At 57.6% G+C, this 22,398-nt stretch carries 23 protein-coding genes; all 23 read right to left on the bottom strand.

All coding sequences use genetic code 11. The annotated features are described in order from the left end of the window. Position 1: 1 nt before the first annotated feature. The 23 genes from F6A13_RS06020 to phoB all read right to left on the bottom strand — a co-directional run bounded on the left by F6A13_RS06020 (position 2) and on the right by phoB (position 22,398). A complete protein-coding gene (locus F6A13_RS06020; protein ID WP_113525742.1) occupies positions 2-943 on the bottom strand; it encodes a Gfo/Idh/MocA family protein in 942 nt (313 codons plus the stop codon). Beyond that, positions 940-1,722, bottom strand: coding sequence for an acyl-ACP--UDP-N-acetylglucosamine O-acyltransferase (lpxA, locus tag F6A13_RS06015; protein ID WP_113525741.1), 783 nt, complete (start codon positions 1,720-1,722; stop codon positions 940-942). The genes F6A13_RS06020 and lpxA overlap by 4 nt, the downstream gene beginning before the upstream one ends. Then, complete coding sequence (fabZ, locus tag F6A13_RS06010; protein WP_113525740.1) at positions 1,719-2,165, bottom strand: 3-hydroxyacyl-ACP dehydratase FabZ; 447 nt, start codon at positions 2,163-2,165, stop codon at positions 1,719-1,721. The genes lpxA and fabZ overlap by 4 nt, the downstream gene beginning before the upstream one ends. Next, the gene (gene lpxD, locus F6A13_RS06005) at positions 2,158-3,207 is read right to left on the bottom strand and encodes a UDP-3-O-(3-hydroxymyristoyl)glucosamine N-acyltransferase (RefSeq protein WP_225981984.1); all 1,050 of its coding nucleotides are present in this window, start codon (positions 3,205-3,207) and stop codon (positions 2,158-2,160) included. Before lpxD ends, fabZ begins: the two co-directional genes overlap by 8 nt. 13 nt (positions 3,208-3,220) lie before the next feature. After that, entirely contained in the window at positions 3,221-3,763 is a 543-nt protein-coding gene (locus F6A13_RS06000) for an OmpH family outer membrane protein (protein WP_225981983.1), read from the bottom strand. A 17-nt stretch (positions 3,764-3,780) separates the two neighbouring features. Next, positions 3,781-6,126 carry an outer membrane protein assembly factor BamA gene (bamA, locus tag F6A13_RS05995; protein WP_113525738.1) on the bottom strand — a complete coding sequence of 782 codons (2,346 nt, stop codon included), beginning with the start codon at positions 6,124-6,126 and terminating at the stop codon, positions 3,781-3,783. Next, the gene (gene rseP / locus F6A13_RS05990; RefSeq protein ID WP_113525737.1) at positions 6,123-7,487 is read right to left on the bottom strand and encodes an RIP metalloprotease RseP; all 1,365 of its coding nucleotides are present in this window, start codon (positions 7,485-7,487) and stop codon (positions 6,123-6,125) included. The genes bamA and rseP overlap by 4 nt, the downstream gene beginning before the upstream one ends. 15 nt (positions 7,488-7,502) lie before the next feature. After that, the gene (ispC, locus tag F6A13_RS05985; protein WP_113525736.1) at positions 7,503-8,678 is read right to left on the bottom strand and encodes a 1-deoxy-D-xylulose-5-phosphate reductoisomerase; all 1,176 of its coding nucleotides are present in this window, start codon (positions 8,676-8,678) and stop codon (positions 7,503-7,505) included. Continuing rightward, a complete protein-coding gene (locus F6A13_RS05980) occupies positions 8,675-9,487 on the bottom strand; it encodes a phosphatidate cytidylyltransferase (protein ID WP_113525735.1) in 813 nt (270 codons plus the stop codon). The genes ispC and F6A13_RS05980 overlap by 4 nt, the downstream gene beginning before the upstream one ends. Further along, positions 9,469-10,230, bottom strand: a complete 762-nt coding sequence (locus F6A13_RS05975) for an isoprenyl transferase (protein ID WP_113525734.1) — start codon at positions 10,228-10,230, stop codon at positions 9,469-9,471. Before F6A13_RS05975 ends, F6A13_RS05980 begins: the two co-directional genes overlap by 19 nt. Positions 10,231-10,233: 3 nt before the next feature. After that, positions 10,234-10,794: a ribosome recycling factor gene (gene frr, locus F6A13_RS05970; RefSeq protein ID WP_126605220.1), complete on the bottom strand. Its 561-nt coding sequence runs from the start codon at positions 10,792-10,794 to the stop codon at positions 10,234-10,236. After that, positions 10,791-11,516: a UMP kinase gene (pyrH, locus tag F6A13_RS05965; protein WP_113525732.1), complete on the bottom strand. Its 726-nt coding sequence runs from the start codon at positions 11,514-11,516 to the stop codon at positions 10,791-10,793. Before pyrH ends, frr begins: the two co-directional genes overlap by 4 nt. Further along, on the bottom strand, positions 11,517-12,395 hold the full coding sequence (tsf, locus tag F6A13_RS05960; protein ID WP_113525731.1) for a translation elongation factor Ts: 879 nt from the start codon (positions 12,393-12,395) through the stop codon (positions 11,517-11,519). 27 nt (positions 12,396-12,422) lie between these two features. Then, positions 12,423-13,175, bottom strand: coding sequence for a 30S ribosomal protein S2 (gene rpsB, locus F6A13_RS05955; protein WP_009564727.1), 753 nt, complete (start codon positions 13,173-13,175; stop codon positions 12,423-12,425). Between the two features lie 203 nt (positions 13,176-13,378). Then, a complete protein-coding gene (locus F6A13_RS05950; RefSeq protein ID WP_225981982.1) occupies positions 13,379-13,981 on the bottom strand; it encodes a DedA family protein in 603 nt (200 codons plus the stop codon). A 243-nt stretch (positions 13,982-14,224) separates the two neighbouring features. Further along, on the bottom strand, positions 14,225-15,736 hold the full coding sequence (locus F6A13_RS05945) for a Ppx/GppA phosphatase family protein (RefSeq protein ID WP_113525730.1): 1,512 nt from the start codon (positions 15,734-15,736) through the stop codon (positions 14,225-14,227). A 2-nt stretch (positions 15,737-15,738) separates the two neighbouring features. Further along, positions 15,739-16,452, bottom strand: coding sequence for a phosphate signaling complex protein PhoU (gene phoU / locus F6A13_RS05940; RefSeq protein ID WP_113525729.1), 714 nt, complete (start codon positions 16,450-16,452; stop codon positions 15,739-15,741). Between the two features lie 11 nt (positions 16,453-16,463). After that, positions 16,464-17,231, bottom strand: a complete 768-nt coding sequence (pstB, locus tag F6A13_RS05935; RefSeq protein ID WP_113525728.1) for a phosphate ABC transporter ATP-binding protein PstB — start codon at positions 17,229-17,231, stop codon at positions 16,464-16,466. Continuing rightward, positions 17,231-18,085: a phosphate ABC transporter permease PstA gene (pstA, locus tag F6A13_RS05930; protein ID WP_126605219.1), complete on the bottom strand. Its 855-nt coding sequence runs from the start codon at positions 18,083-18,085 to the stop codon at positions 17,231-17,233. The genes pstB and pstA overlap by 1 nt, the downstream gene beginning before the upstream one ends. Next, positions 18,082-19,101 (bottom strand): phosphate ABC transporter permease subunit PstC, encoded by a 1,020-nt coding sequence (pstC, locus tag F6A13_RS05925; RefSeq protein ID WP_172959372.1) that lies wholly within the window; start codon positions 19,099-19,101, stop codon positions 18,082-18,084. The genes pstA and pstC overlap by 4 nt, the downstream gene beginning before the upstream one ends. An 8-nt stretch (positions 19,102-19,109) precedes the next feature. Then, entirely contained in the window at positions 19,110-20,132 is a 1,023-nt protein-coding gene (gene pstS, locus F6A13_RS05920; protein WP_225981981.1) for a phosphate ABC transporter substrate-binding protein PstS, read from the bottom strand. A 66-nt stretch (positions 20,133-20,198) separates the two neighbouring features. Continuing rightward, entirely contained in the window at positions 20,199-21,527 is a 1,329-nt protein-coding gene (gene phoR / locus F6A13_RS05915; protein ID WP_113525726.1) for a phosphate regulon sensor histidine kinase PhoR, read from the bottom strand. A gap of 61 nt (positions 21,528-21,588) precedes the next feature. Then, complete coding sequence (gene phoB / locus F6A13_RS05910; protein WP_225981980.1) at positions 21,589-22,398, bottom strand: phosphate regulon transcriptional regulator PhoB; 810 nt, start codon at positions 22,396-22,398, stop codon at positions 21,589-21,591.

The following is a 22,398-nucleotide window of genomic DNA, read 5'->3' as shown; positions in this document are numbered from 1 at the left end:
CTCAATGCTGCAGAAAGGCCTCCACGGCTACCCGCACCTGCAGCGCCGCGGCCAGCACCCGCCGACCCGCGACGCCATCGCAAAACACCGGCCGGTGCGCTACGATGGCGTTCAGGAAATCCTCGATCTCCGCCGCCAGGGCATCGCGTTTGGGCAGGTCCACAGCCTCATCACGTACGCCGGGAATTCCCGGCACGGTTCCCGCACCGCGATGGTAGATATGCAGGGTATTGTTGAGGAAATCCACCGAAGCATAACGATCCTGCCAAAAGATACGCATGCGCCGCGCAGGCTCCCGCACTACCCGAGAGGCCGCCAGGTTGGCCACGGTACCGTTGTTCAGGGTCATCCAGGTGTTGGCCATGTCCGCCTTGTCCGTTACCGCCGCGACCCCCACGGCACGCACGTCCACGGGTTCGGCACCGGTCAGCAGCAATGTCAGGTCCAGATCATGAATCATCAGATCCATGATTACGTCGATATCCAGCGAGCGTGGCTTGAAAGGCGCCAGGCGCTCCGCCTCCAGGTAGCGGGGCGCACCAAAGCTCGCCTGCCGCAAGTACTGAATGGCTGGGTGTACCCGCTTGATATGACCAATCGCCAGCACCAGATGGCGCTCCTGCGCCATACCAATCAGGGCATCTGCTTCTTCGGTATCCAGGGTAAAGGGTTTTTCGATCAGACAATGCACCCCTGCCTGCATCGCCACTTCCGCTACCGCGAAGTGGGTGGAGGTGGGGGTGACAATGGACACCGCATCCACTTCAGCCAGTAACGCATCAACGCTCGGGAAAGCACGGCACCTCAATTCGGCGGCAACCTCTGTGGCCCGTTCCGCGTTCTCGTCAAAAACCCCTGCGAGTTGTGAGATTGCGGCATATTTCTGCGCGTGAAAGCGCCCCAGATGGCCCACACCGATGACTCCGGTTCTCATATGGATCATGGCCGGGTAATCCCGCGTCGGCTATTACGAATAAAGTCCAGGAGATAGGCGACTTCCGGCGCATTCAGACCACGTTGCGACACCTCATCCATGGCATCCTCCAGTCTCAGCCCGGAACGGAAAAGCAGGCGATACGCCCGTTTGATCTGCAAGATGGTCTCCCGGGGAATACCGCGACGTGCGAGGCCGCGTACATTGATCCCATGCAGGCTGGCATGGTTGCCTGCTGCCATCATAAAAGGTGGAATATCCAAAGGTGCCATGGTCCCGCCGCCCAATATCGCGTGCGCCCCCACCCGAGCATACTGATGTACCGCCGACAGGCCGCCGAGGATGGCGTGATCTTCGACACGGACATGACCAGCAAGCGTTGCGGCATTGGCCATTACCACCTGATCGCCAATAGAACAGTCGTGCGCCACATGGCAGTAAGCCATGAGGAGGTTGTGATGACCGATCCGTGTTATCCCGCCACCCTTCACAGTGCCGCGATTGATGGTCACAAACTCGCGTATCGTATTATGCGATCCAATTTCGAGTATCGTAGGTTCACCCGCGTAGCCCAGATCCTGTGGAGCCGTGCCGACGGACGCAAACTGAAAAATTTGGTTATGGGCACCGATGCGGCAAGGGCCTTCGATGACCGTATTCGCGCCGATCCTGCAGTGATCGCCGATTTCCACTCCAGCCCCAATGACGGCAAAAGGTCCGATGGCGCATCCTTCTCCAATCTGAACCGAGGGGTCGACGATGGCCTGTGGATGAATCTGCACCGTCATTGGACATGCTCGCGCAAGGTGGCCATCAGCAATGCAGAGGCGACTTCCTCCCCGTCGACCAGCGCCGCCGTTTCCATCTGCCACATGCCGGAACGCCGGCGGCTCACGTTGGCGATGAGCTCCAGTTGATCACCCGGCGTCACCGGTCTGCGGAAGCGGGCCTTGTCGATCCCGGCAAAATAAACAGCCGCATTGTCTCCGTACTTATCCTCGGAAACAAAGGCAAGGATCGCCGCCGCCTGGGCAAGCGCTTCAATGATGAGTACGCCCGGCATCACCGGAAATCCCGGAAAATGCCCCTGAAAATGCGGTTCGTTCATGGTGACGTTTTTCAGTGCGCGCAAACGTTTTCCTATCTCCATTTCAACGACACGATCCACCAGCAGAAATGGGTAGCGATGTGGCAAGCGTTTAAGAATATCCTGAATATTCAGCTCATTCACGGTCAGGGGGCTCTCCGTTGGTAGATAAATCCTGTTCAAGTGTATGCTCGACGCGCTTCATTCGGCGGAACAGGGTGTCCAGTCCGTCGAGACGCGCGGCGATACGTCTCCAGTGGCTTGCCTCCTGTACCGGGATCACCCCCGAATAGACACCAGCGCGACGCAAGGAATGGGTCACCGCGCTCTGCCCGGCGATCACACAGCCATCGGCGATTTCCAGGTGACCGGCAATACCCACCTGGCCGCCGATACGGCAGTGCCGGCCAATCCGCGCGCTCCCCGCAATTCCTGTCTGTCCGGCGACCACCGTATGGGCGCCGATCTGGACGTTGTGTCCGATCTGCACCAGATTGTCTATTTTCACCCCGTCTTCGATCACCGTATCTGCCAGCGCACCGCGGTCGATACAGGAGTTGGCGCCAACCTCCACGTTATTTCCAATAAGTACCCGACCCACCTGGGGAATCTTCAAAAAGCGGCCGTCTGCCTCCGCAAAACCAAAACCATCGGCGCCAATCACCACACCCGCATGCAGGACGCAGTCGGCGCCCACTTTGCAGCCCCCATAAATCTTCACGCCGGGATAAAGATGCGACCCCTGCCCCACCTCCGCACCCGCGCCAACAAAGGTACCAGCCTCCAGCCAGACACCTTTCGCTATCACCGCCCCGGCTCCGATCTGTACATACGCATCGATGCGCGCGTCCGGATCCACCTGGGCGTCACGCGCCAGTTGTGCCGTATGATGCAATCCGGGCCGAGGGGCGACCTGCGGATAGATGTGCTGCATGACTCGCGCAAATGCCGCGTAGGGATTGTCCGTCAAAAGGCAGTTTCCGGAAAACTGCTCCGCATCCTGGGGAGCAATCAGTATGGCGCCTGCTTTGCTCGATTTTAACAGACCTCGCAAATGCATGTCGTGATAAAAAGTGAGATCTCCACTGCCGGCTGTATCGAGCGGCGCCACAGCGCTGATCTGATACCCGGCGTCGCCGCGCAATTCAGCGCCCGCCACCTGCGCAAGATCACCTAGGAGATACACCCCGCGCGCCACCCTATTTACCACCGTTCATTTTACCGGTGGCAAGTTTGTTCTCCATCGCTGCCACCACCTGCGGAGTGATATCGATGGCGCCATTGACATAAAGCACAGACTTGTCATTGAGGATCACCGTATAATGCCCGGCGCGCCCGATCCTGCTCACCACTTTGACCAACCGGTCCTGAATGCTTTTCAGAATCTGATTACGCTGATAATTGAGGCTATCCTGGGCTTGGCGCTGGAACTGCTGCAAATGGAGAATCATGCCCTGCAATTGCGCCTCCCTTTCCTGCCGCTGTGCATTCGTCAAATGTGGAAAATCTTTTTCCAGGGTCTTTTGCAATGCGTCGATCTGCTGGCGCCTGGCCTCCATCTCTTTCTGCTTCGCCTCTACCTGCTTGTTGAGGCTGGCTGCGCCAGCCTGTGCCTCAGGCAATTCGCGCAACGCGCGGTCGAGATCCACAAAACCGATCTTCAGCGGGTCCGCCCACGCTGCAACAGACGTCAGCGTAAACAGGAGAACCACCCCGAGACGCAGTCGCCATTTCATACCCATACCCCGACACCACACCGTCAAAAGTTGTTACCCACAGTAAACTGCAAGGGCTGGGTCAGGTCACCCGGCTTCTTGTCCAGCGGGACGGCCAAAGACAGGCGCAGCGGCCCCATCGGGCTGATCCACATGAAGCCGATGCCCGCTGTGGTCCGCATTTCGCTTAAATTCGGGAAGTAATTATTGCTATAATTATATATTGAACCACTCGTGTTGGAATTCACGCCATAGACCCAACCACTTGCGAGAAATACCGACATCCGGAAGTTGTTATTATCCGCCAGACCCGGCAGCGGGAAATACAGATTGGCGTTAAAAAGTAGCTCGCGCGTGCCACCCACTGGATAACCACCTATCTGTGGGCCCAACGAGTAGGTCTGATAACCCGGCAAGGTGGTCGGACCACCCAGATAGAAGTTATTAAAGAATGGCACCTTTAGCCCGCCATAACCGTTGATAAAACCATAACGCCCGCTCAATCCGCCCGTCAGCCAGGAGGTAATGGGATGATAATATTCCCCTTTGATCTCCGCCTTATACCAGCGGAGCTTTGCAGGAGGTACTGCAGCCCTCAGCGATAAAGTCCCATAAACCCCTTTGGTGGGAAAAATCGGTGAGTTACGGCTGTCATAGGTAAGATCGTTGCCAACCGTCACCGCAGTGGCGGTATTGCCAAACGTGTTTACATAGTCAGTATATATTTGTGGACTTCCAGAAGTCAGATTGATATTCGTATTACTGAACCCCAACGACATGTAATCATAGACATACTGCATCACCGGAATACCCAGGGTAACGGTCGCGCCGTAATCGATCTCCTGATATGGTGCCACCATCAGGGTAGAGAGGTTGGTATCGTTGCGATACAGATTAACGCCCAGACTGATGCCGTCCGGCGTAAAATACGGATCGGTAAAAGACAGGTTATACGCCGTCCCCAGACCGCCTACGTTAGCCGAGAACGCCAGGGCGTTACCCGTACCCATAAAGTTGTTCTGGCTGATCGAGCCGTTGAATAGGATACCCTGGGCATTGGAATAGCCGACACCGATGCTGAAACTGCCTGTAGGCCTTTCGCTCACGTGAACATCCAGGTCCAGTTGGTCAGGATGCCCCGGGACCGGTACGGTTTTTGTATCGATCTTGTCGTAAAAACCCGTCTGCTGCAGACGCATCTTGGAACGCCGGATCAGCGAGCCGTCATAAAGCGCACCCTCCATCTGCCGGAATTGGCGCCTGACCACATAGTCCCGGCTTTTGTCATTGCCGGTGATCTCGATGCGGCGGATATAGACCTTGCGACCGGGATCCACCTCGAAGTTCAGCGCCACCTCATGCGTTTTTTCATTCACCTTGGGCACCGGTGTGGTATTGGCGAACGCGTAACCCAGGTTTCCAAGCTTATCTGCAATGGCATTATTGGTGTCGTTGATTTTAGCCCGGGAAAACACTTCGCCAGGTTTGATCTCCACCAGTTTTTCCAGTTCCGGCCTCGGCACGATCAGGTTACCCGTCAGGCCCACCGACTGGATATGATAGAGACTACCCTCATGCACGTTAACGGTGATATACACAAAGCGGCGATCCGGCGTCACCTGCACCTGAGTGGATTCAACATCGAAGTTGAGATAGCCCCGGTCCAGATAAAAATTATGCAGTTTCTCCAGACCCTTCATGAGTTTTTCACGCGAATAACGATCATTTTTGGTGAAGAAGGAAAAAGCATCCGGCGCACCGATACTAAAAAGGCCACGCAAACGGCTTTCACTGAAGGCATGATTACCAACAATGGTCACTTGCTTAATGGTCGCCTGCTCGCCTTCCTTAGCGTCGATATGGATGGCCACCCGATTGCGCGGCAATTTTTCCACCCGCGCATGAATCCGGGCGTTGTAATAGCCCATGCCCTCATATTGTTCCTGCAGACCATGAATCACCTGATCCAGGATCGAATGATTGAAGATGTGTCTATCCACCAGACCGACGCCCTTGAGCGTGCCGTTCACTTCGCTTTTGGAAAAAGCCTTGATGCCCGTCATCTTGATGCTGGAGATGATGGGTCGCTCCTGCACGATGACCAGCAGATTGTTGTCAGAACGGGCGATGGTCACATCCTTGAAGAATCCCGTGGAATAGAGATCCTTGATGGCCTGCTGCGCCTTCTGATCATCCACCTGCTCGCCGATGTGAATGGGCAGGTAGTTGTAGACCGTGCCCGGTGCGATATGCTCCAGACCACGAATTTCTATATTCCTGACCGTAAAGGGCGTAAATGCCCAGGCCGGTGCTGCCCATGCGGCGGTGACACAAGCCACTCCGGCGGAAAGGAGGATGACGGGGGCGGAGCTGAGGCTGAATTTTTTCACGGTGTCAGCAATCTCATAATATCATTGTAGAAGGCGAAGGACATGAGCATCAGAAGCAGCACTATACCGATCTGCTGCGCTTTTTGCACCACTACCGCAGGGAGCGCCTTGCCGCGCACCATCTCCACGGCGTAAAACATCAGATGCCCGCCATCCAGAATCGGAATAGGGAGAAGGTTGAGCACCCCCAGACTGATACTGACCAACCCGAGAAAGGATAAAAACGGCGCGAGACCGGCATGCGCCGACTGCCCGGCATACTCCGCGATGGTGATGGGTCCACTGATATTGGACGGAGAAACAAAGCCCTGCACCATTCGCACGATCATCACGACAGTCATCAGCGACATTTGCCAGGTCGTTCGCGCCCCGTAGATGAACCCCTCCAGAGGGCCGCGTTGCCGCAGAACGATCAGGTTTTCGGGCAACGGCGCCATGAGGATACCAATACGACCAACGGGCTTTCCGGACTTGTCGAGAAACATCTGTGGAGTGAGATGCACCGTTTTCGCGAGACCCTGCGCGGTCAGATAACGCAACTGGATGGCCTTGCCAGGATGGGACTCGACCTGCCGCGCCAACCCCTCCCAACTGAAAATCTCCTGCGCATCGACCGCAAGGATGCGATCTCCCGCCGCCAACCCGGCCTGCTGCGCCGGACTATGGGGCTGCACGGCGCCGATGACGGCCGGCAGGTATGGCTCCATGCCAATGACTTTACTGACAAAATCCGGTCCGACACTATCTGCGGTAAGGGTCTGCAGGCGCAGCACATGGTTGAGCCGGGCGCCGTTGCCACCTATCGTCTGCAGGGTCACCGGGGTACGCGCAATAGCCGCAGACAGCAGTCCCAGACGCACATCCTCCCAGGTATGTACGGCCTGTCCGTTGAGCGTCGCGATGCGTTCGCCGGGCTGCAACTGCGCGTGGGCCGCCGGAGAATGATCCTGTACCAGACCGACAATGGGCGCCAAACCCGGAATGCCGAGCCACGCCACACCCGCATAAGCAACCACGGCAAAAAGCAGATTGGCCAACGGTCCCGCCAGCGCAATCAGAAAACGTTTGCCGGGAGCAAGGTTGACAAAGGCCCGTTTGCTGTCCTCCGCCGAAACCGGTTCACCTTCCTGCTCCTGCTCACCGAGCATTTTGACGTAGCCACCGAGGGGAAGCGCGGCAATCACATACTCCGTCTGATCCCTTCCCCAGCGATGGCTAATCAGGGCCGGTCCAAAACCGATGCTGAACCTGAGCACCTTGACGCCCATTGTTTTGGCGACGATGAAATGGCCCGACTCATGAATCAGCACAAGGGTGCCGATAGCCAGAATAAAGGCCCCTATGGTCTCAAGAATCTGCATGCGCGGTCAGAGGAATCACTGCATACCCGATCCATGCCGGGCCAGGTGGCGGAGCGCCACCTCCCGTGCCAGTTGGTCGATAGCCAGCACATCGTCCAGACAGTTCGGGGCGGCGGGCTGCAATTCACCAAGGGTATCTTCAACGACGGCCGCAATTCGCAGAAACGGCAGGTATCCTTCCAGAAAGGCGTGTACGGCAATCTCATTCGCCGCGTTCAGCACCGTCGCTGCGGCTCCCCCTGCCTGCAGGGCATCAAAGGCGAGGGCCAGGCAAGGGAACCGCTGTAAGTCTGGTGTCTCGAACTGAAGGTCCGGCCCATGCGCCAGATCCAGAGACGAAACCCCACTTTCCATGCGCTCTGGAAAAGCCAGAGCATGGGCAATGGGAGTGCGCATATCGGGGTTGCCCAATTGCGCCAGCACGGAACCATCCACATATTCCACCATGGAATGGATAATGCTCTGAGGATGAATCAGCACGTCGATCCGGGAGGCGGGGAGGTCAAAGAGCCAATGCGCCTCGATGACCTCCAGCCCCTTATTCATCATGGTTGCAGAGTCTACGGAGATTTTTCGGCCCATGACCCAGTTGGGATGGGCACAGGCCTGGTCCGGCGTCACCACCGCCAGATGCTCCGCCGACCAGGTCCTGAACGGTCCTCCGGAAGCCGTCAGCAGAATACGGCGCACGCCTTTGCCATCTGCAAAGCACTGGAATACAGCATTATGCTCACTATCGATGGGAAGCAACGTCACCTGATGCTGTCGCACGCGCTCCATGAAGAGGTTGCCCGCCATCACCAGACATTCCTTGTTAGCCAAATAGACCTTTTTCCCGGCTTCTACGGCGGCCAGGGTCGGTAACAGACCGGCAGCGCCCACAATGGCTGCCATCACCTCATCGACGCCGGACATGCGCGCCGCTTCGGCAAGCGCCTCCGGGCCACTCTCCACCTGGATGTTCTTGAGGCCAGCATCGCCTAGCCCCATCCGCAACTGCTGCGCCGCTTCCGGGGCAGCCATAACCACCAACTCGGGATGATGTTGCTGACAAAGCAACTGCATCTCTGCCACACGGTGATTGCCGGTAAGCGCGACGATCCGGAATTGGTCCGGGTGGCGCGACACCACATCCAGGGTGCTTTTGCCAATGGAGCCCGTAGCCCCGAGTATGCAGATGCCTCGTGTCATTTCCACCAATCCAGATAATAAAGCCCGGCGACAAACACCGGGATGCCTGCGCTCATGCTGTCCAAGCGATCCAGCAGGCCGCCATGCCCCGGCAACAACTGGCCACTATCCTTGCAATCGGCGCGGCGTTTCAAAAAACTCTCGGAAAGATCTCCCAAGATCGCGAAAGCACCCGTAATCAAACCCAAGAAGGTGCCGGAAAGGAGTATCGGCGTGGCCGCACCTACCCATATCCACGCGCCCAGTGTGCCCATAATGGCGCTGCCAAGCAAGCCGCCCAGTAAGCCCTCCCAAGTCTTGCCAGGGCTGATACGTGGCACTAATCGGTGACGCCCCCAGATTTTACCAAATGTCATCGCACCTACATCATCCGCACTGATGACCAGAATCACCCATAACAAAAACTGTGGAGCACGCTGCTGCAAGGACAGACTGAATAACAAAGCAGGCAAAAGCACAGGAAAGACCGCCATAGCGCTCACCGGACGCTGCCAGGCCGCGGCCCCGCGTAACAGAGAGGGCGGCATCAGCATCAGCAACACCGCGAGTAACACCCACCAGATCACGCTGCCCTGTGCCAGGGTGTACCAGGGAAGATGCTGCGAGAAGATGAGCATCGCAGGCAGTGCTGCCAATACCAGCGCCAGCCCGTTTGGCCAGGCTATCAGACTGAGATGACCCCACTCCTGTCCTGCCAGGAACGCCAGCAACATGAGGAAAACGAGGAAAACGAGGAAAGGTGCCCAAAAGATCAGCACAAGAACCAGCAGGAATAACAAAGAAGCGGTAATCAGTCGCTGACGGAGCAATCGCCCTCCAGCACCTGATCGCCCGTCCGTCCGAAGCGCCGTTGCCGATGCGCGAAAGAATGCAGCGCATGCTCCAGAGCTGCGCGGTTGAAATCCGGCCACAGCGTATCGCTGAAGTAAAACTCGGTATAAGCCAACTGCCAAAGCAGAAAGTTACTGATACGCTCCTCGCCACCGGTACGGATCAGCAGGTCGGGCTCGGGGATGTCTGCCAGACAAAGATGCCGGGCAATATGTGCGGCGGAGAAATCTTCAAGGGAGAGATCCCCCGCCTGTACCGCCGCCATCGCCGCTCGTGCTGCCTGTGCAATATCCCAACGTCCGCCATAATTCACCGCCAGATTGAGCTGGAGTCGCTGATTGTTGCGGGTGAGCGTCTCCGCCTCATCGATGAGCTGGCATATCTCCGGATCCAGTGCGCTGCGATCACCGATGATATGCAGACGAACGCCATTCTCATGCAACTTGCGTGCTTCCCGCCGCAGCAAAAGACGGAACAGATTCATCAGCAAACGAACCTCAATGGCTGGACGTCGCCAGTTCTCGGTGCTGAAAGCGAAAAGCGTCAGGTAGGGAATACCGAGATCCGCGCAGGACTGCACCATCTCCCGGACCACCTCGGCACCGCGGCGATGACCGGCCACCCGTGGCAAGTGCCGACGGTACGCCCACCGACCATTGCCATCCATGATGACGGCAATGTGGCGGGGCATGGCAGGCGGGGTCAGGTCGGCGGAAGGCATGGCTCAGACCTCCATGAGGTCAGCTTCCTTGGCCTCCACCACAGCATCCACCTCGTCAATATAACGGTCCGTCAGCTTCTGAAACTCTTCCTCAGCCCGTCGCTCTTCATCTTCGGAGATGGTCTTCTGCTTATGGAGTTCCTTGACCTGAGAAATGCTGTCGCGACGGATGTTCCGAATCGCCACGCGTGCGCCCTCCCCTTCCTGCCGGACCACCTTTACCATTTCCTTACGACGTTCCTCTGAAAGCGCTGGCAAGGGCACGCGAACATTATCCGAACCCGCCACCGGATTGAGCCCCAGACCGGCGTCACGAATGGCCTTGTCAATTTTGGGAATCAGGTTCTTTTCCCACGGAGTCACCAGCAGTGAACGAGCATCCGCCACCGAAACCGAGGCGACCTGCGCCAGTGGCGTCGGCGCCCCGTAGTAGTCCAATTGTACGTGATCCAGCAGACCGGCACTGGCCCGGCCAGTACGCAGCCGGGTAAGCTCGCCCTTCAGCGACTCAATGCTCTTCTTCATCCGGGCTTCTGAATCTTTCTTGATCCCTTGAATAGTCATGCAATCTCTCTGCGCACGGAAGTGCCTTCCTCTTCACCCAGCATCACCCGCATCAATGCGCCGGATTTGTTGATGGAAAAAACGATGATCGGCATGTCATTATCGCGGCAGAGGGTGATAGCCGTCGCATCCATAACCTGTAAGTTTTGCTCCAACACCTGGCTATAGGACAGTTCCCGGTAGCGCATGGCCTCGGGGTGGCTGACGGGATCGTCGGTGTAAACACCGTCTACCTTGGTCCCCTTGAGCACTAGTTCGGCATTGATTTCCACCGCGCGCAGGCTGGCCGCCGTATCGGTGGTAAAAAAGGGATTCCCGGTACCAGCGCCGAAGATGACTACCCGTCCCTTTTCCAGATGGCGGATAGCACGCCGCCGGATATAAGGCTCCGCGACCTGTTCGATATGCAGCGCCGACAGCACCCGGGTCGGCAGACCGAGGTGCTCCAGGGCATCCTGCACGGCGAGGGCATTCATGACCGTCGCCAGCATACCCATGTAGTCGGCGGTGGCGCGGTCCATACCTTCGGCCGCCTTGGCCATACCCCGGAAAATATTACCGCCACCGATCACGATGGCGATCTGTACTCCGGTGTCGGAGACATCCTTGACTTCCCTGGCTATGCGCTGTACGACCTCACGGTCCACACCGTACTGACCATCGCCCATGAGCGCCTCGCCGCTAAGCTTGAGGAGAATGCGGGAATACAAGGGCGCCGCCACTCAGGACCCCCGGACCTGCGCCATGACCTCGGTCGCAAAATCTGCGGTGGGGGCCTTTTCTATCCCCTCCCCCACTTCAAAGCGGACGAACTCCAGCACCTCGACGCCAGGAAAGCTCTGTATCAACTGGCCGACACTGCGGTCAGGGTCTTTGACAAACGGCTGTCCGGTAAGGGCGATTTCGTTGAGCAGTTTGTTCAGACGTCCGGAGATCATCTTTTCAATGATGTCTGCCGGCTTGCCGCTGGCTGCCGCCTGGGTGATCAAAATTTCCTTTTCACGATTCAGACGTTCCGGGGATACTTCGCCGGGATGAATCACTTCGGGGCGCGCCGCAGCCACATGCATGGCCACATCGCGGCCAAGTTCACTGGTGGCCGCCCGGCCCTCCAGGGCCACGAGCACACCGATGCGACTGCCGTGAACATAGGCACCGATCACACCATCCATGACCTGTAGGTGCTGCAGGCGACGCAGACTGATATTCTCGCCCAGTTTGCTGACCAGACTTTTACGCCGCTCTTCCACTCCGGCATCCGCGAGCAGGGCTTCGGCATCTTTGAGCCCCTGCGCCAAGGCCTGCCCGACGCAGTCCTTCGCCAGCGCCAGGAAATCTTCATTTTTGGCGACAAAATCCGTTTCGCAGTTGACCTCGAGAACGACACCCCGCTTTTGATCCTCGCTGAGGGCGGTGACGATGACGCCCTCTGCGGCCACCCGGTTCGCCTTTTTATCGGCCTTGGCCAGACCGCGTGCGCGCAAAAGGTCGATAGCCACCTCCATATCGCCATTGGCTTCGGTCAGCACCGTTTTACATTCCATCATGCCGGCGCCGCTGCGCTCACGCAGTTCCTTGACTTGTTGTGCACTGATAGCCATGAATGCTCCTTGGTTATGATGAATGGGTTAGTCTGCGTCGATTTCGATGGTTTCTTCGTCCACCTCGACAAACTCGTCAAGCAGCCCGGACTCTCCACCCTGACGACCATCGAGAATGGCATCGGCTACCAGCGAGGCGTACAGGCGAATGGCGCGGGTGGCATCATCATTACCGGGGATGGGGAAGTCGATGAGCAACGGATCACAGTTGCTATCCACCACACCGATCACCGGGATACCCAGCTTTCGAGCTTCCAGAACTGCGATATTTTCATGACCAACATCGATGACGAAGATGGCATCCGGCAGACCATTCATATCCTTGATGCCACCGAGGCTGCGCTCCAGCTTGTCGCGCTCGCGGGTCAGGGTGAGCCCCTCTTTTTTGGTGAGTTTTTCCATAGTGCCATCAGCCGTCATCTGATCCAGTTCATCAAGACGGCGAATGGACTGGCGGATGGTCTTGAAATTGGTCAGGGTACCACCCAGCCAGCGCTGATTCACAAAGAAGGCGCCGCTGCGTCGAGCTTCCTGCTCGACGGCCTCGCGCGCCTGGCGTTTGGTACCGACAAAAAGGATGCGGCCGTGCTTGCGGGAAATCTGTTCGACAAAGCTGAGCGCCGTGCGCAGCATGGGCAAAGTGTGTTCGAGATTGATGATGTGAATGCGATTACGCTCACCGAAAAGGTACGGTGCCATTTTCGGGTGCCAGTAACGGGATTGGTGACCAAAGTGGACGCCGGCTTCCAACAGGGCGCGCATGGTAACATTGCTGCTCATAGGTTTTCTCCAGTATTCAGGGTTATGATCCGCCACGCGCCCCATGCAGCCATCCTTACGGACACCCGGCTGCCCTGTATTGGCACGTGTGAGTATTAGGCCTAAGCCCAGCGCTTTTTAGCATAAAACCGGGGGCTCTGGCAAATCATCCGAGGTATGCGAATCAAGCATCTGCCCTGCCCCGCTGGTACGACCGCGGCGCTTCATTCACCATGGCGCCGATGCCACCACCAGTACGCCAACGCTACCGCGATCAACAGCAGCAGGAGCACAATCTGCACATGTTGAACACTTTTCAGCAGACTCCGCAGCGAGGCACCAAGGGCATACCCGATCCCGGCGATGGCGGCCGCCCACACCGCTGCGGCAGCCGGGTTCATCCACAGATAGCGCTGCGCTGGATAGCGATGCACCCCCAGCAGGATGGGGGTAATGGTGCGGGTGCCATAGATAAAACGGAAAAACAGCGTCACCCAGTCACCAAAGCGGCGGATCAAACCCTCGGCCTGATCCACGTGGCGGCGCAGAAAGCGCGGCAACATATTCAGCAGGCGTCCGCCATACCGGTAACCAAGCTGATAAAGCACCTGATCATTGAGAGTACTGCCCAACCAGGAGACAAATATCACCAGGGGGAGATCCAGCACTCCGGCATGGGCCAGGGCACCAGCGATAATCACGACCGCCTCCCCCTCGAGCAGCGTACCAATGAAGAGAATCCAGTAACCATACTGGCGCAGAAAGGTGACGATCATCTCCAGGGTAATGGGTTGAAGACGCAGCCAGCTCAGCATCTCGTTGATCACATCGATGGTTGCATCCTCCCCGATCGGCCGGGAGCGTCTCCGGCATGGGCAACAATAACAAAGGTGCCGACAGACGCAAATTGGTTCGGGGGCCGATCAATCAACGCCATCAAGACTGCGTCGCCATCCGCTAGAATGTTCATTGACTCCAGCGGTATCGTAGGCCGGTACCGGCAAGGTGCTGGCCATGGCCTCCAGCGAAAAACTCGCCAATTGCCGCCAGGTCGGACTTGCCGCCAGCGGTTACCACTGCAGGTGGAAATCCGGCGTGATCCATTCCTGCTCCTGTTCGAGATCAGCGGCCAGTAGCGGCATATCCGTCAGCCAGCGCGCTGGCAGGTGCAGAACGACATGCCGACCAGTCACCGTCAACTCCGGCGGAACCGCCAGCGGGAGCGCGCCCCGATGAAAAAGGATGGCCATGCGGAGCAGGATCGCTAACTGCTGAAGAGGCGCCACATCCTCGGCAGCGACTCCCAAAGAACGCAACTGGGCAAGACCAGGCAAGCGTTTACGCTGGGCACGGAGCAACGCCGCAACGACACCCTGCTCACGACGCGAAAAACCCGCGATATCCGCGTTCCGCCAGACATATTCACCATGCTTGTGAAATCCTGAATGGGCGATGTCCAGACCGATATCGTGGGTTAAGGCCGCCCAGTGCAGCCATTGCTGATGCCCTCCGTGGAGCGGCCAGGTCCGGGTCGCAGAGGTAAAAAAGCGTTCCGCCCACCGCGCCACGCTCTGATTACGCAATACCTGGCTGTGAAAACGTTCCTGCAGGCTGCAGATGCTCATCTCTCGGGTATCTTCCTGATGGATGCGGCCAAGCAGATCGTAAATGGCCCCCTCGCGCAATGCCCCCTCGGAAAAGCGCATTTCCTGCAGGCCCAATGACTCGAAGAGCGCAAAAAGGATGATGAAGCCGCCTGGGAAGACTGCAGCACGATCGGGCTTCAGGCCTTTCAACCGGGTCAGCGCACGCACCGAACCAAGACGCATCATCTGTTCACGCAGCCAATGTAGGCCTGCGCGGGTGATGCGCGGGCCCTGACCGCCCTCGGCAAGGATACGGCCAATCGACTTGATCGTGCCTGATGAACCCACCGCCTGATCCCAGCCGTGGCTGGCAAAATCCTCCAGCATGGGTTCCACCGCCATGCGTACCCGCTTTTCCAGGCGCTCACAGGCAGGCGCCGTAATCTGCTCATCGGGGAAATAGGCTCGGGTGGAGGCCACGCAGCCGAAATGCAGACTCTCCCGCAGGTCAGGGATAAACCCTTGGCCCGCGATCAACTCGGTGCTGCCCCCTCCAATATCCACTACCAGACGTCGTTCACGGGCGTCCACCGCAAGACTGTGCGCAACGCCCAGATAGACCAGACGGGCTTCTTCACGGCCGGCCACGATTTCCAGCGGATAGCCGAGGGTGTTTTCAATAGCACGGATGAAGCCTTCCGTAGCGCTCGCCTGACGCAGGGTATTGGTGCCGATTACCCGTACCCGCTCCGGACGAATGCCCCGTAGACGCTGCCCGAAGCGGGCCAGACAATCCAGCGCGCGTTTTTCGACTTCCGGATCGAGACTGCCGTCGTCGCGTAAGCCCTCCGCCAGCCGAACGCCTTCGCGCAAACGATCATGCAGACGGATATCAGAGCCGACTTCTTCTGCTACCACCATATGAAAAGAGTTGGAACCCAGGTCCACCGCCGCCAGAAAATTTTCGAGCCCTGCTGTGGCTGCGGATTCTGCCACCGCTATTTCCCCTGGATGCTTTGTTCTACCTCGTCCAACGGAAGATGCCGGACACTTTTCCCTTTGGCAAGATAAATGACGTATTCGCAAATGTTCCGAGCATGATCTCCAATACGCTCGATGGCTTTGGCGATAAAGAGCGCATCGATGGCCGGGGTGATGGTGCGCGGATCTTCCATCATGTAGGTAATCAGACGGCGCAAGGCAGAGCGGTATTCCTGATTGAGCACCTCATCGCCTTTGGCGACGGCAATGGCTTCCTCCGCATCCGCACGGGCCAGGGCATCCATGGCGCGGCGCAACATATTCAAGGCATAGTCGGCCATCACGCCCACGTCTCTGAGAAAGGCCGGATTGTCGTTACGCGCGCCATGTCCCATAGCCAAGGCCATATCGGCAATCTTGCTGGCCTTGTCGCCCATACGCTCCAGATCCGCGATAGTCTTGATCAGGGTCATCACCAGACGCAGATCGCTGGCGGCAGGCTGACGCGTAGCCAGAATATTGATGCACTCCTCTTCAATACGCACCTCGTAACCATTCACCTCGTGGTCACGCCCGATCACTTCACGGGCCAGTTCGGCATCTGACTCCTGCAGTGCCTTGATGGCATTCGTGATCTGCTCCTCCACCACCCCACCCATGGCGAGCACCAGGGCGTGGACCTCATGGAGTTCTTCTTCAAAACGCTGGGAAATATGTGGTTCTTTGTCCATAGCTGCGCTCCTTAACCGTAGCGACCCGTGATGTAGTCTTCGGTCTGCTTCTTGCCGGGATTAGTGAATAACTGATGGGTGGAATCAAATTCCACCATCTCGCCCATATACATAAATGCTGTATAATCAGATACTCGCCCTGCCTGTTGCATGTTGTGGGTGACGATCAGGATGGTAAACTGTTTCTGCAGTTCGCTCACCAGTTCTTCAATCTTGAGGGTGGCGATGGGGTCCAGTGCGGAGGTCGGTTCATCGAGCAGGATCACCTCCGGTTTCACCGCCACCGCGCGCGCGATACACAGGCGTTGCTGCTGCCCACCGGACAACCCCAGCCCGCTCGTCTTGAGTTTGTCCTTCACCTCTTCCCAGAGAGCGGCCTGACGCAACGCCTGCTCCACCCGCTCGTCCATCTCCACCTTGCGTAATTTTTCATAAAGTTTGATGCCAAAGGCGATATTGTCATAGATGGACATGGGGAAAGGCGTTGGTTTCTGAAATACCATGCCGATTTTAGCGCGCAGCATGTTCACATCCATGCCGGGAGCGAGAATATTCTCACCATCCAGCAGTACTTCGCCGGTCGCCCGTTGCCCAGGGTATAGAGAATACATGCGATTAAATACCCGCAGAAGCGTCGACTTGCCGCAGCCCGACGGCCCGATGAACGCGGTCACCTGATTCTCGGGTATTTCCAGATTGATATCTATGAGGGCCTTGTTGCTCCCATAAAAAAAGTCCAGGTGGCGGACGGATATTTTGGTTTTCTGGGGTTCCGACATCAACGCGGGCTCCTGTCTTTGATAAGGAAGCGGGACACAAGGCTCAAGACTAGCACAGCCATGGCAGCTATCAACGCGCCCGCCCAGGCCAGATGCTGCCATTCTGGATAGGGACTCATGGCAAATTGAAAAATGACTACCGGGACATTGGCGATCGGCTTGTCCAGATTCGTGCTGAAAAACTGATTACTAAGCGCCGTGAACAGCAGTGGTGCGGTCTCGCCACTGATTCTCGCCACCGCCAGCAGAACCCCGGTGAGTATACCAGAACGTGCGGCCCGATAACTCACCTGAACGATCATCTTCCAGTGAGGCGCCCCCAGGGCCAGAGCCGCCTCGCGCATGGTGCCGGGGACCATGCCCAGCATCTCATCCGTAGTGCGCAGGACGACCGGTAAAAGCAAAATAGCCAGCGACAAGGCCCCGGCAAGACCCGAGAAACTCCCCATGGGCACCACCACCACTGCGTAAATAAACAGACCGATCACGATGGATGGTGCACTGAGCAGAATGTCATTAAAAAAACGGATGACTGCCGCAAGTCGGCTGCCTTGCGCAAACTCCGCGAGATAGGTGCCGGCCAGGATTCCCACAGGGGTGCCAATCATCACCGCCACGCCGATCATTAGCAGGCTGCCCACGAAGGCATTGCGCAAGCCCCCGATACTGCCAGGCGCCGGCGTGTCACCTGTAAACAGTTCCAGGTTGAGGGCGCCAGCACCATAAGCGAGAGTGGTCCAAAGAATCCAGACCAGCCAGAAGAGGCCAAACAGCGTCGTTGCCATGGCCATACCCAGATTGAAGATATTCCAGAAGCGACGGCGCAGATAATGGGCGCTCCTGGCCGTATTCATAAACCCACCTTCCCTTGTCCCCGACCGAGACGCCAGAGCATCAGTTTGGCCAGCACCAGCACCACGAAGGTAATGATGAAGAGAATGAAACCCAAGGCCATGAGCGCCGACTTGTACATGGGTGAAAAGGCCTCCGCAAACTCGTTTGCCAGCGCGGCGGCGATGGAGTTTCCGGCGTCGAGCAAAGAGATATGGAGGTCGTGGGCATTACCGATCACAAAGGTTACCGCCATAGTTTCACCAAGGGCACGACCCAGACCAAGGAACACCCCGCCGACTACCGCCGTACGGGTATAAGGGAGAACCACATGGCGTGCCACTTCCCAAGTCGTGGCACCCAGGCCATAGGCCGACTCTTTGAGCATCTCTGGCACAACCAGAAAAACATCGCGCATGATCGCGGAAATAAAGGGGATCACCATGATGGCCAGAATAATACCGGCAGTCAGCATACCAATGCCCATCGGCGGACCGCGAAACAGTGTCCCGATACCGGGCAGAGCACCCAGATGGTCATTGAGCCAAGGCTCTGCACTGCCCAAAACCGGTGCAAAGACGAAAAGACCCCACATGCCGAAGATGATACTGGGGATACCCGCCAGCAGTTCAATGGCGCTGCCGACCGGTTGGCGTAACCATTCGGGTGCGAGTTCACTGATAAATAACGCGATGCCGAAACTGATGGGCACGGCGATCAGCAGGGCGATCACGGAGCTGACCAAAGTTCCATAAATCGGTACCAGAGCGCCGAAGTTCTCGGTAACCGGATCCCAGGTGTCACTCCAGAAAAAAGCGAAGCCAAACCGATGAAAAGCTTCCCACCCGCGCAAAAAAAGGGACAATGCCACCCCGACCAGCAGGAGCAGGACCAAAAAGGCGAGTCCGGCCGTCAGTCCGCGGAAGCTCCGATCCATGGCATGCAAGCGTCGCGGTCGCGCAGGACTATGGCGAGGTGGCACAGCGGGGGACGGCACCACCATCCGCACTCCCAACTCTGCGTCGCGGGTATCTTCCATATCTCAGCTCACTGGCCCAGATTCCTTTTCCAGTACGTCTCAATCTGCGTCACCGTAGTTTTTGGTAATGGCACATAATCCAGGCTCCTGGCTTCCGCTTGCGCCTGCGGGGCTGTCAGGAACCAGCGCGAAAACGCCAGGACTCCGGCATTGACCGCCTTATCGGCATCCTGGCGCATCAGGATGTAAGTCGCAGCGGAAATGGGCCAACTCTGGGCACCCGCCTGGTTGGTGAGAATCATGTAGAAATCCTCCACCTTGGTAAAGTCCGCATTCGCCGCAGCGGCCTGGAAAGTAGCCAGATCAGGGGCCACCACTTTGCCCGCGGCATTGATCATTTTGCCGTAAGCCAGGTGGTTTTCCTTGGCGTAGGCATATTCCACGTAGCCGATGGCACCAGGAATCCGTTGTACATATGCAGCGACGCCCGCATTACCCTTGCCACCCACACCGACGGGCCAGGAAACAGCCGTGTTATCACCTACACGTTGCTTCCATTCCGGGCTGACCTTGGCTAGATAATTGGTAAAGTTGAAGGTGGTGCCGGAACCGTCAGAACGATGGACCACCGTGATATTCATATCCGGCAGCTTAACGCCCTTATTGAGGTCGGCAATGGCTGCGTCGTTCCATTTCTTGATCTTGCCCAGGTAAATACCGGTGAGCACGGTGCCGTTGAAGGTCAGTTCACCGGGCTTTATACCGGGGACATTCACGACGGGGGTAATGCCAATAATCACAGCCGGAAACTGGACGAGATGGTCTTTGTTGAGGTATTCAGGCTGGAGAGGCATGTCGCTGTTGGCGAAAGCGACGGTTTTTGCCTTGATTTGGGCAATCCCGCCACCAGAACCGATGGCCTGATAATTCACCATGATGCCGGTTTTCTGTTTGTAAGTTTCCGCCCATTTGGACAGGACGGGATAAATGGCCGTGCCACCTGCGGCGGAAATGGTCTCCGCCTGCGCCAGCCCTGCTACACCCAGGCTCATCACGCCCAACACAAAAGCCACACCCTTGGTCTTCATCATATCACGCCCCCTATACAGGTTTAGTTAAAAGCTGCATAGGGACTATAGCAAGGTTTTATTACCGTTTTATGACACTGCGGAGTCGGAGGGAAAACTGCGGGCGAGATGGGGCGGAAAATGCGCAGTAAAAGTGGTTCCCTTACCCACTTCACTAGTCACTTCCAGATGCCCCTGATAACGCTCGACAGCGTGACGGACAATGGCCAATCCCAGCCCCGTACCTCCCATGCGTCGGGAGCGACCTTTGTCCACCCGATAAAAACGCTCGGTGATACGCTGCAAGTGCTCGGCAGCGATACCATCACCGGTATCCTGCACCACCAAACGCAGATCGCCCGAGCGACGCTCCCAGCGCACGTTGACGGCGCGGTCTGCCGGGGTATATTTGATGGCGTTTTCCAACAAGTTTCGGATGATACTGGTCAGATCGATGGTTTCTGCGAAAATGCCCAAGTCGCCATCCAGCGCCGTGTCGATCTGCAACCGTTTTTGCACTATGGCGGGCGCCAGGGTATCCAGCGTGTTGTGTATCATAGTCGCGATCATGAGCGTTTCGCAGTGTTCCGGATTCGCCTCGGCGGCCTCCATACGTGCCAGAGACAGCAAGTCTTCGACCAAAGACTGCATGCGCAGCGTCTGCTGTTCCATGAGACGGAGTTGACTACTCACCTCATCGTCGGCAGCGATAGGACTGTCCAGCATGTTTTCCAGGAAACCGCGCACTACCGTCAGCGGGCTGCGCAACTCATGGGAGACATTGGCTACGAAGTCCTGACGGACCTGTTCAAGCTGACGGATACGGGTCACATCCCGGAAGATAACCAAAGCACCCGCATCGGCGAGGGGATAGCGCATGCCCTCCAAAATCTGTTGTGCATCTGCCGGGGCCGGGAGCTGCAGGCTGGGTGGCCCTTCGCCGGCGAGAAAGGCGCGCAGATGCGGAGTTCGCAGCCAGAAAGCCAGCGGCTTACCCGCGTCATCGGGCCATTGCAGTTGCAGCAAGCGGATACCCGAAGGATTCACCCAGAGCAATTGGCCACGCTCGTCCATCAATACCACAACGTCGGGCATCGCCTGCAAGGCGTCACGCAACTGTACGATCTGGGCACTGAGCTGGCGGTGCTGCGCCTCCTGATCACGCCGCCAGTGGTAGCCCTCGGCAAAGGTCTCCTCCCATATCCCCCCCGCCAGCGGTGGCAACGAGGTATACGGGTTACGGAACCAAGCGCTGAAATTCAGGGATTGCTGGCGATGCCAGCCGACCCAGAGCGCTAGCAAGAAAGCGATGATCACCAGTGGGAGGTAGGACCAGGCGTGCAGATCATCGGCGGCCAGAAAAATCGGAATCAACGCCCAGAGCGCCAAGGGGTAAAACCAGGCACGGAGGTACTTCACGCCGGAAAGATATGCCGGGGTGTGCTGCGGCCTGCTGAATGCGCGAAAGCCGCCACACCAGTCATCGCTCGTCCACCACTTCTCGCTGAAAACCCAAGGCGCTACAGCGATAGCCTTCGCCCCTGACAGTTTCGATGATCTGGGCGTAACCGTGGTGCTCCAGCCCCCGACGCAAGCGGCGAATGTGGACGTCGACCGTACGCTCTTCGACAAAACTCTGCCGCCCCCAGATCTGATCGAGTAGCATATCCCGCGAAAAGACCCGTTCCGGGTTGGTCACAAAAAGACGCAAAAGACGAAACTCGGTAGGCCCGAGATGAACCTGTACCTCACCGGCGTAGACCCGATGCGCGCGCAGATCCACCTGCAGATCGCCAAGCCGTACCCGGCCCGCCGCCGTGCCACCGTAACTGCGCCGCAGCAGGGCATTGACCCGCGCCACCAGTTCCCGCGGAGAAAAGGGTTTGGCCAGATAATCATCCGCACCTGACTCCAGACCATGCACCCTGTCACCCTCTTCACCGCGTGCGGTAAGGAGGATGATGGGCAGCTTCCGGGTCTCTTCACGACGGCGCAGCATACGGCACCATACCAAGCCATTTTTGCCGGGAAGCATCCAGTCGAGCACCAGCAACTGCGGCCCCCAGGTCTGGAGTACCGCTTCCGCCGATTCGACGCTGCCCTCACAGCGAACGTCAAAGCCATTACGCTCCAAGGTAACGCGCAGAAGTTCCTGAATGCCTTCCTCATCCTCCACTACCAGGACACGGGAGGATACCTTGTCTTCGTCCATACCTGCCTTTTGCCCGGACACGCCCATCGTCCGCTTATTGTGGCGCAAGCCCTGGCGGAATGCCAAGGCGTTGCACAC

Source organism: Acidithiobacillus sp. 'AMD consortium', assembly GCF_008926505.1.
In the GTDB taxonomy this organism is placed as follows: Bacteria; Pseudomonadota; Gammaproteobacteria; order Acidithiobacillales; family Acidithiobacillaceae; genus Acidithiobacillus; species Acidithiobacillus ferridurans.
This window is presented reverse-complemented; position numbering and strand designations above follow the sequence as displayed.

What these genes read in the sequence shown, in the direction of transcription:
- F6A13_RS05975 (WP_113525734.1), bottom strand. Translation starts at nt 10,230, where the DNA reads ATGCCTTCCGCCGACCTGACCCCGCCTGCCATGCCCCGCCACATTGCC.
- F6A13_RS06020 (WP_113525742.1), bottom strand. Translation starts at nt 943, where the DNA reads ATGATCCATATGAGAACCGGAGTCATCGGTGTGGGCCATCTGGGGCGC.
- pstC (WP_172959372.1), bottom strand. Translation starts at nt 19,101, where the DNA reads ATGGAAGATACCCGCGACGCAGAGTTGGGAGTGCGGATGGTGGTGCCG.
- pstA (WP_126605219.1), bottom strand. Translation starts at nt 18,085, where the DNA reads ATGAATACGGCCAGGAGCGCCCATTATCTGCGCCGTCGCTTCTGGAAT.
- lpxA (WP_113525741.1), bottom strand. Translation starts at nt 1,722, where the DNA reads ATGACGGTGCAGATTCATCCACAGGCCATCGTCGACCCCTCGGTTCAG.
- pstS (WP_225981981.1), bottom strand. Translation starts at nt 20,132, where the DNA reads ATGATGAAGACCAAGGGTGTGGCTTTTGTGTTGGGCGTGATGAGCCTG.
- rpsB (WP_009564727.1), bottom strand. Translation starts at nt 13,175, where the DNA reads ATGAGCAGCAATGTTACCATGCGCGCCCTGTTGGAAGCCGGCGTCCAC.
- ispC (WP_113525736.1), bottom strand. Translation starts at nt 8,678, where the DNA reads ATGACACGAGGCATCTGCATACTCGGGGCTACGGGCTCCATTGGCAAA.
- phoU (WP_113525729.1), bottom strand. Translation starts at nt 16,452, where the DNA reads ATGGACAAAGAACCACATATTTCCCAGCGTTTTGAAGAAGAACTCCAT.
- frr (WP_126605220.1), bottom strand. Translation starts at nt 10,794, where the DNA reads ATGACTATTCAAGGGATCAAGAAAGATTCAGAAGCCCGGATGAAGAAG.
- F6A13_RS06000 (WP_225981983.1), bottom strand. Translation starts at nt 3,763, where the DNA reads ATGGGTATGAAATGGCGACTGCGTCTCGGGGTGGTTCTCCTGTTTACG.
- tsf (WP_113525731.1), bottom strand. Translation starts at nt 12,395, where the DNA reads ATGGCTATCAGTGCACAACAAGTCAAGGAACTGCGTGAGCGCAGCGGC.
- pstB (WP_113525728.1), bottom strand. Translation starts at nt 17,231, where the DNA reads ATGTCGGAACCCCAGAAAACCAAAATATCCGTCCGCCACCTGGACTTT.
- rseP (WP_113525737.1), bottom strand. Translation starts at nt 7,487, where the DNA reads ATGCAGATTCTTGAGACCATAGGGGCCTTTATTCTGGCTATCGGCACC.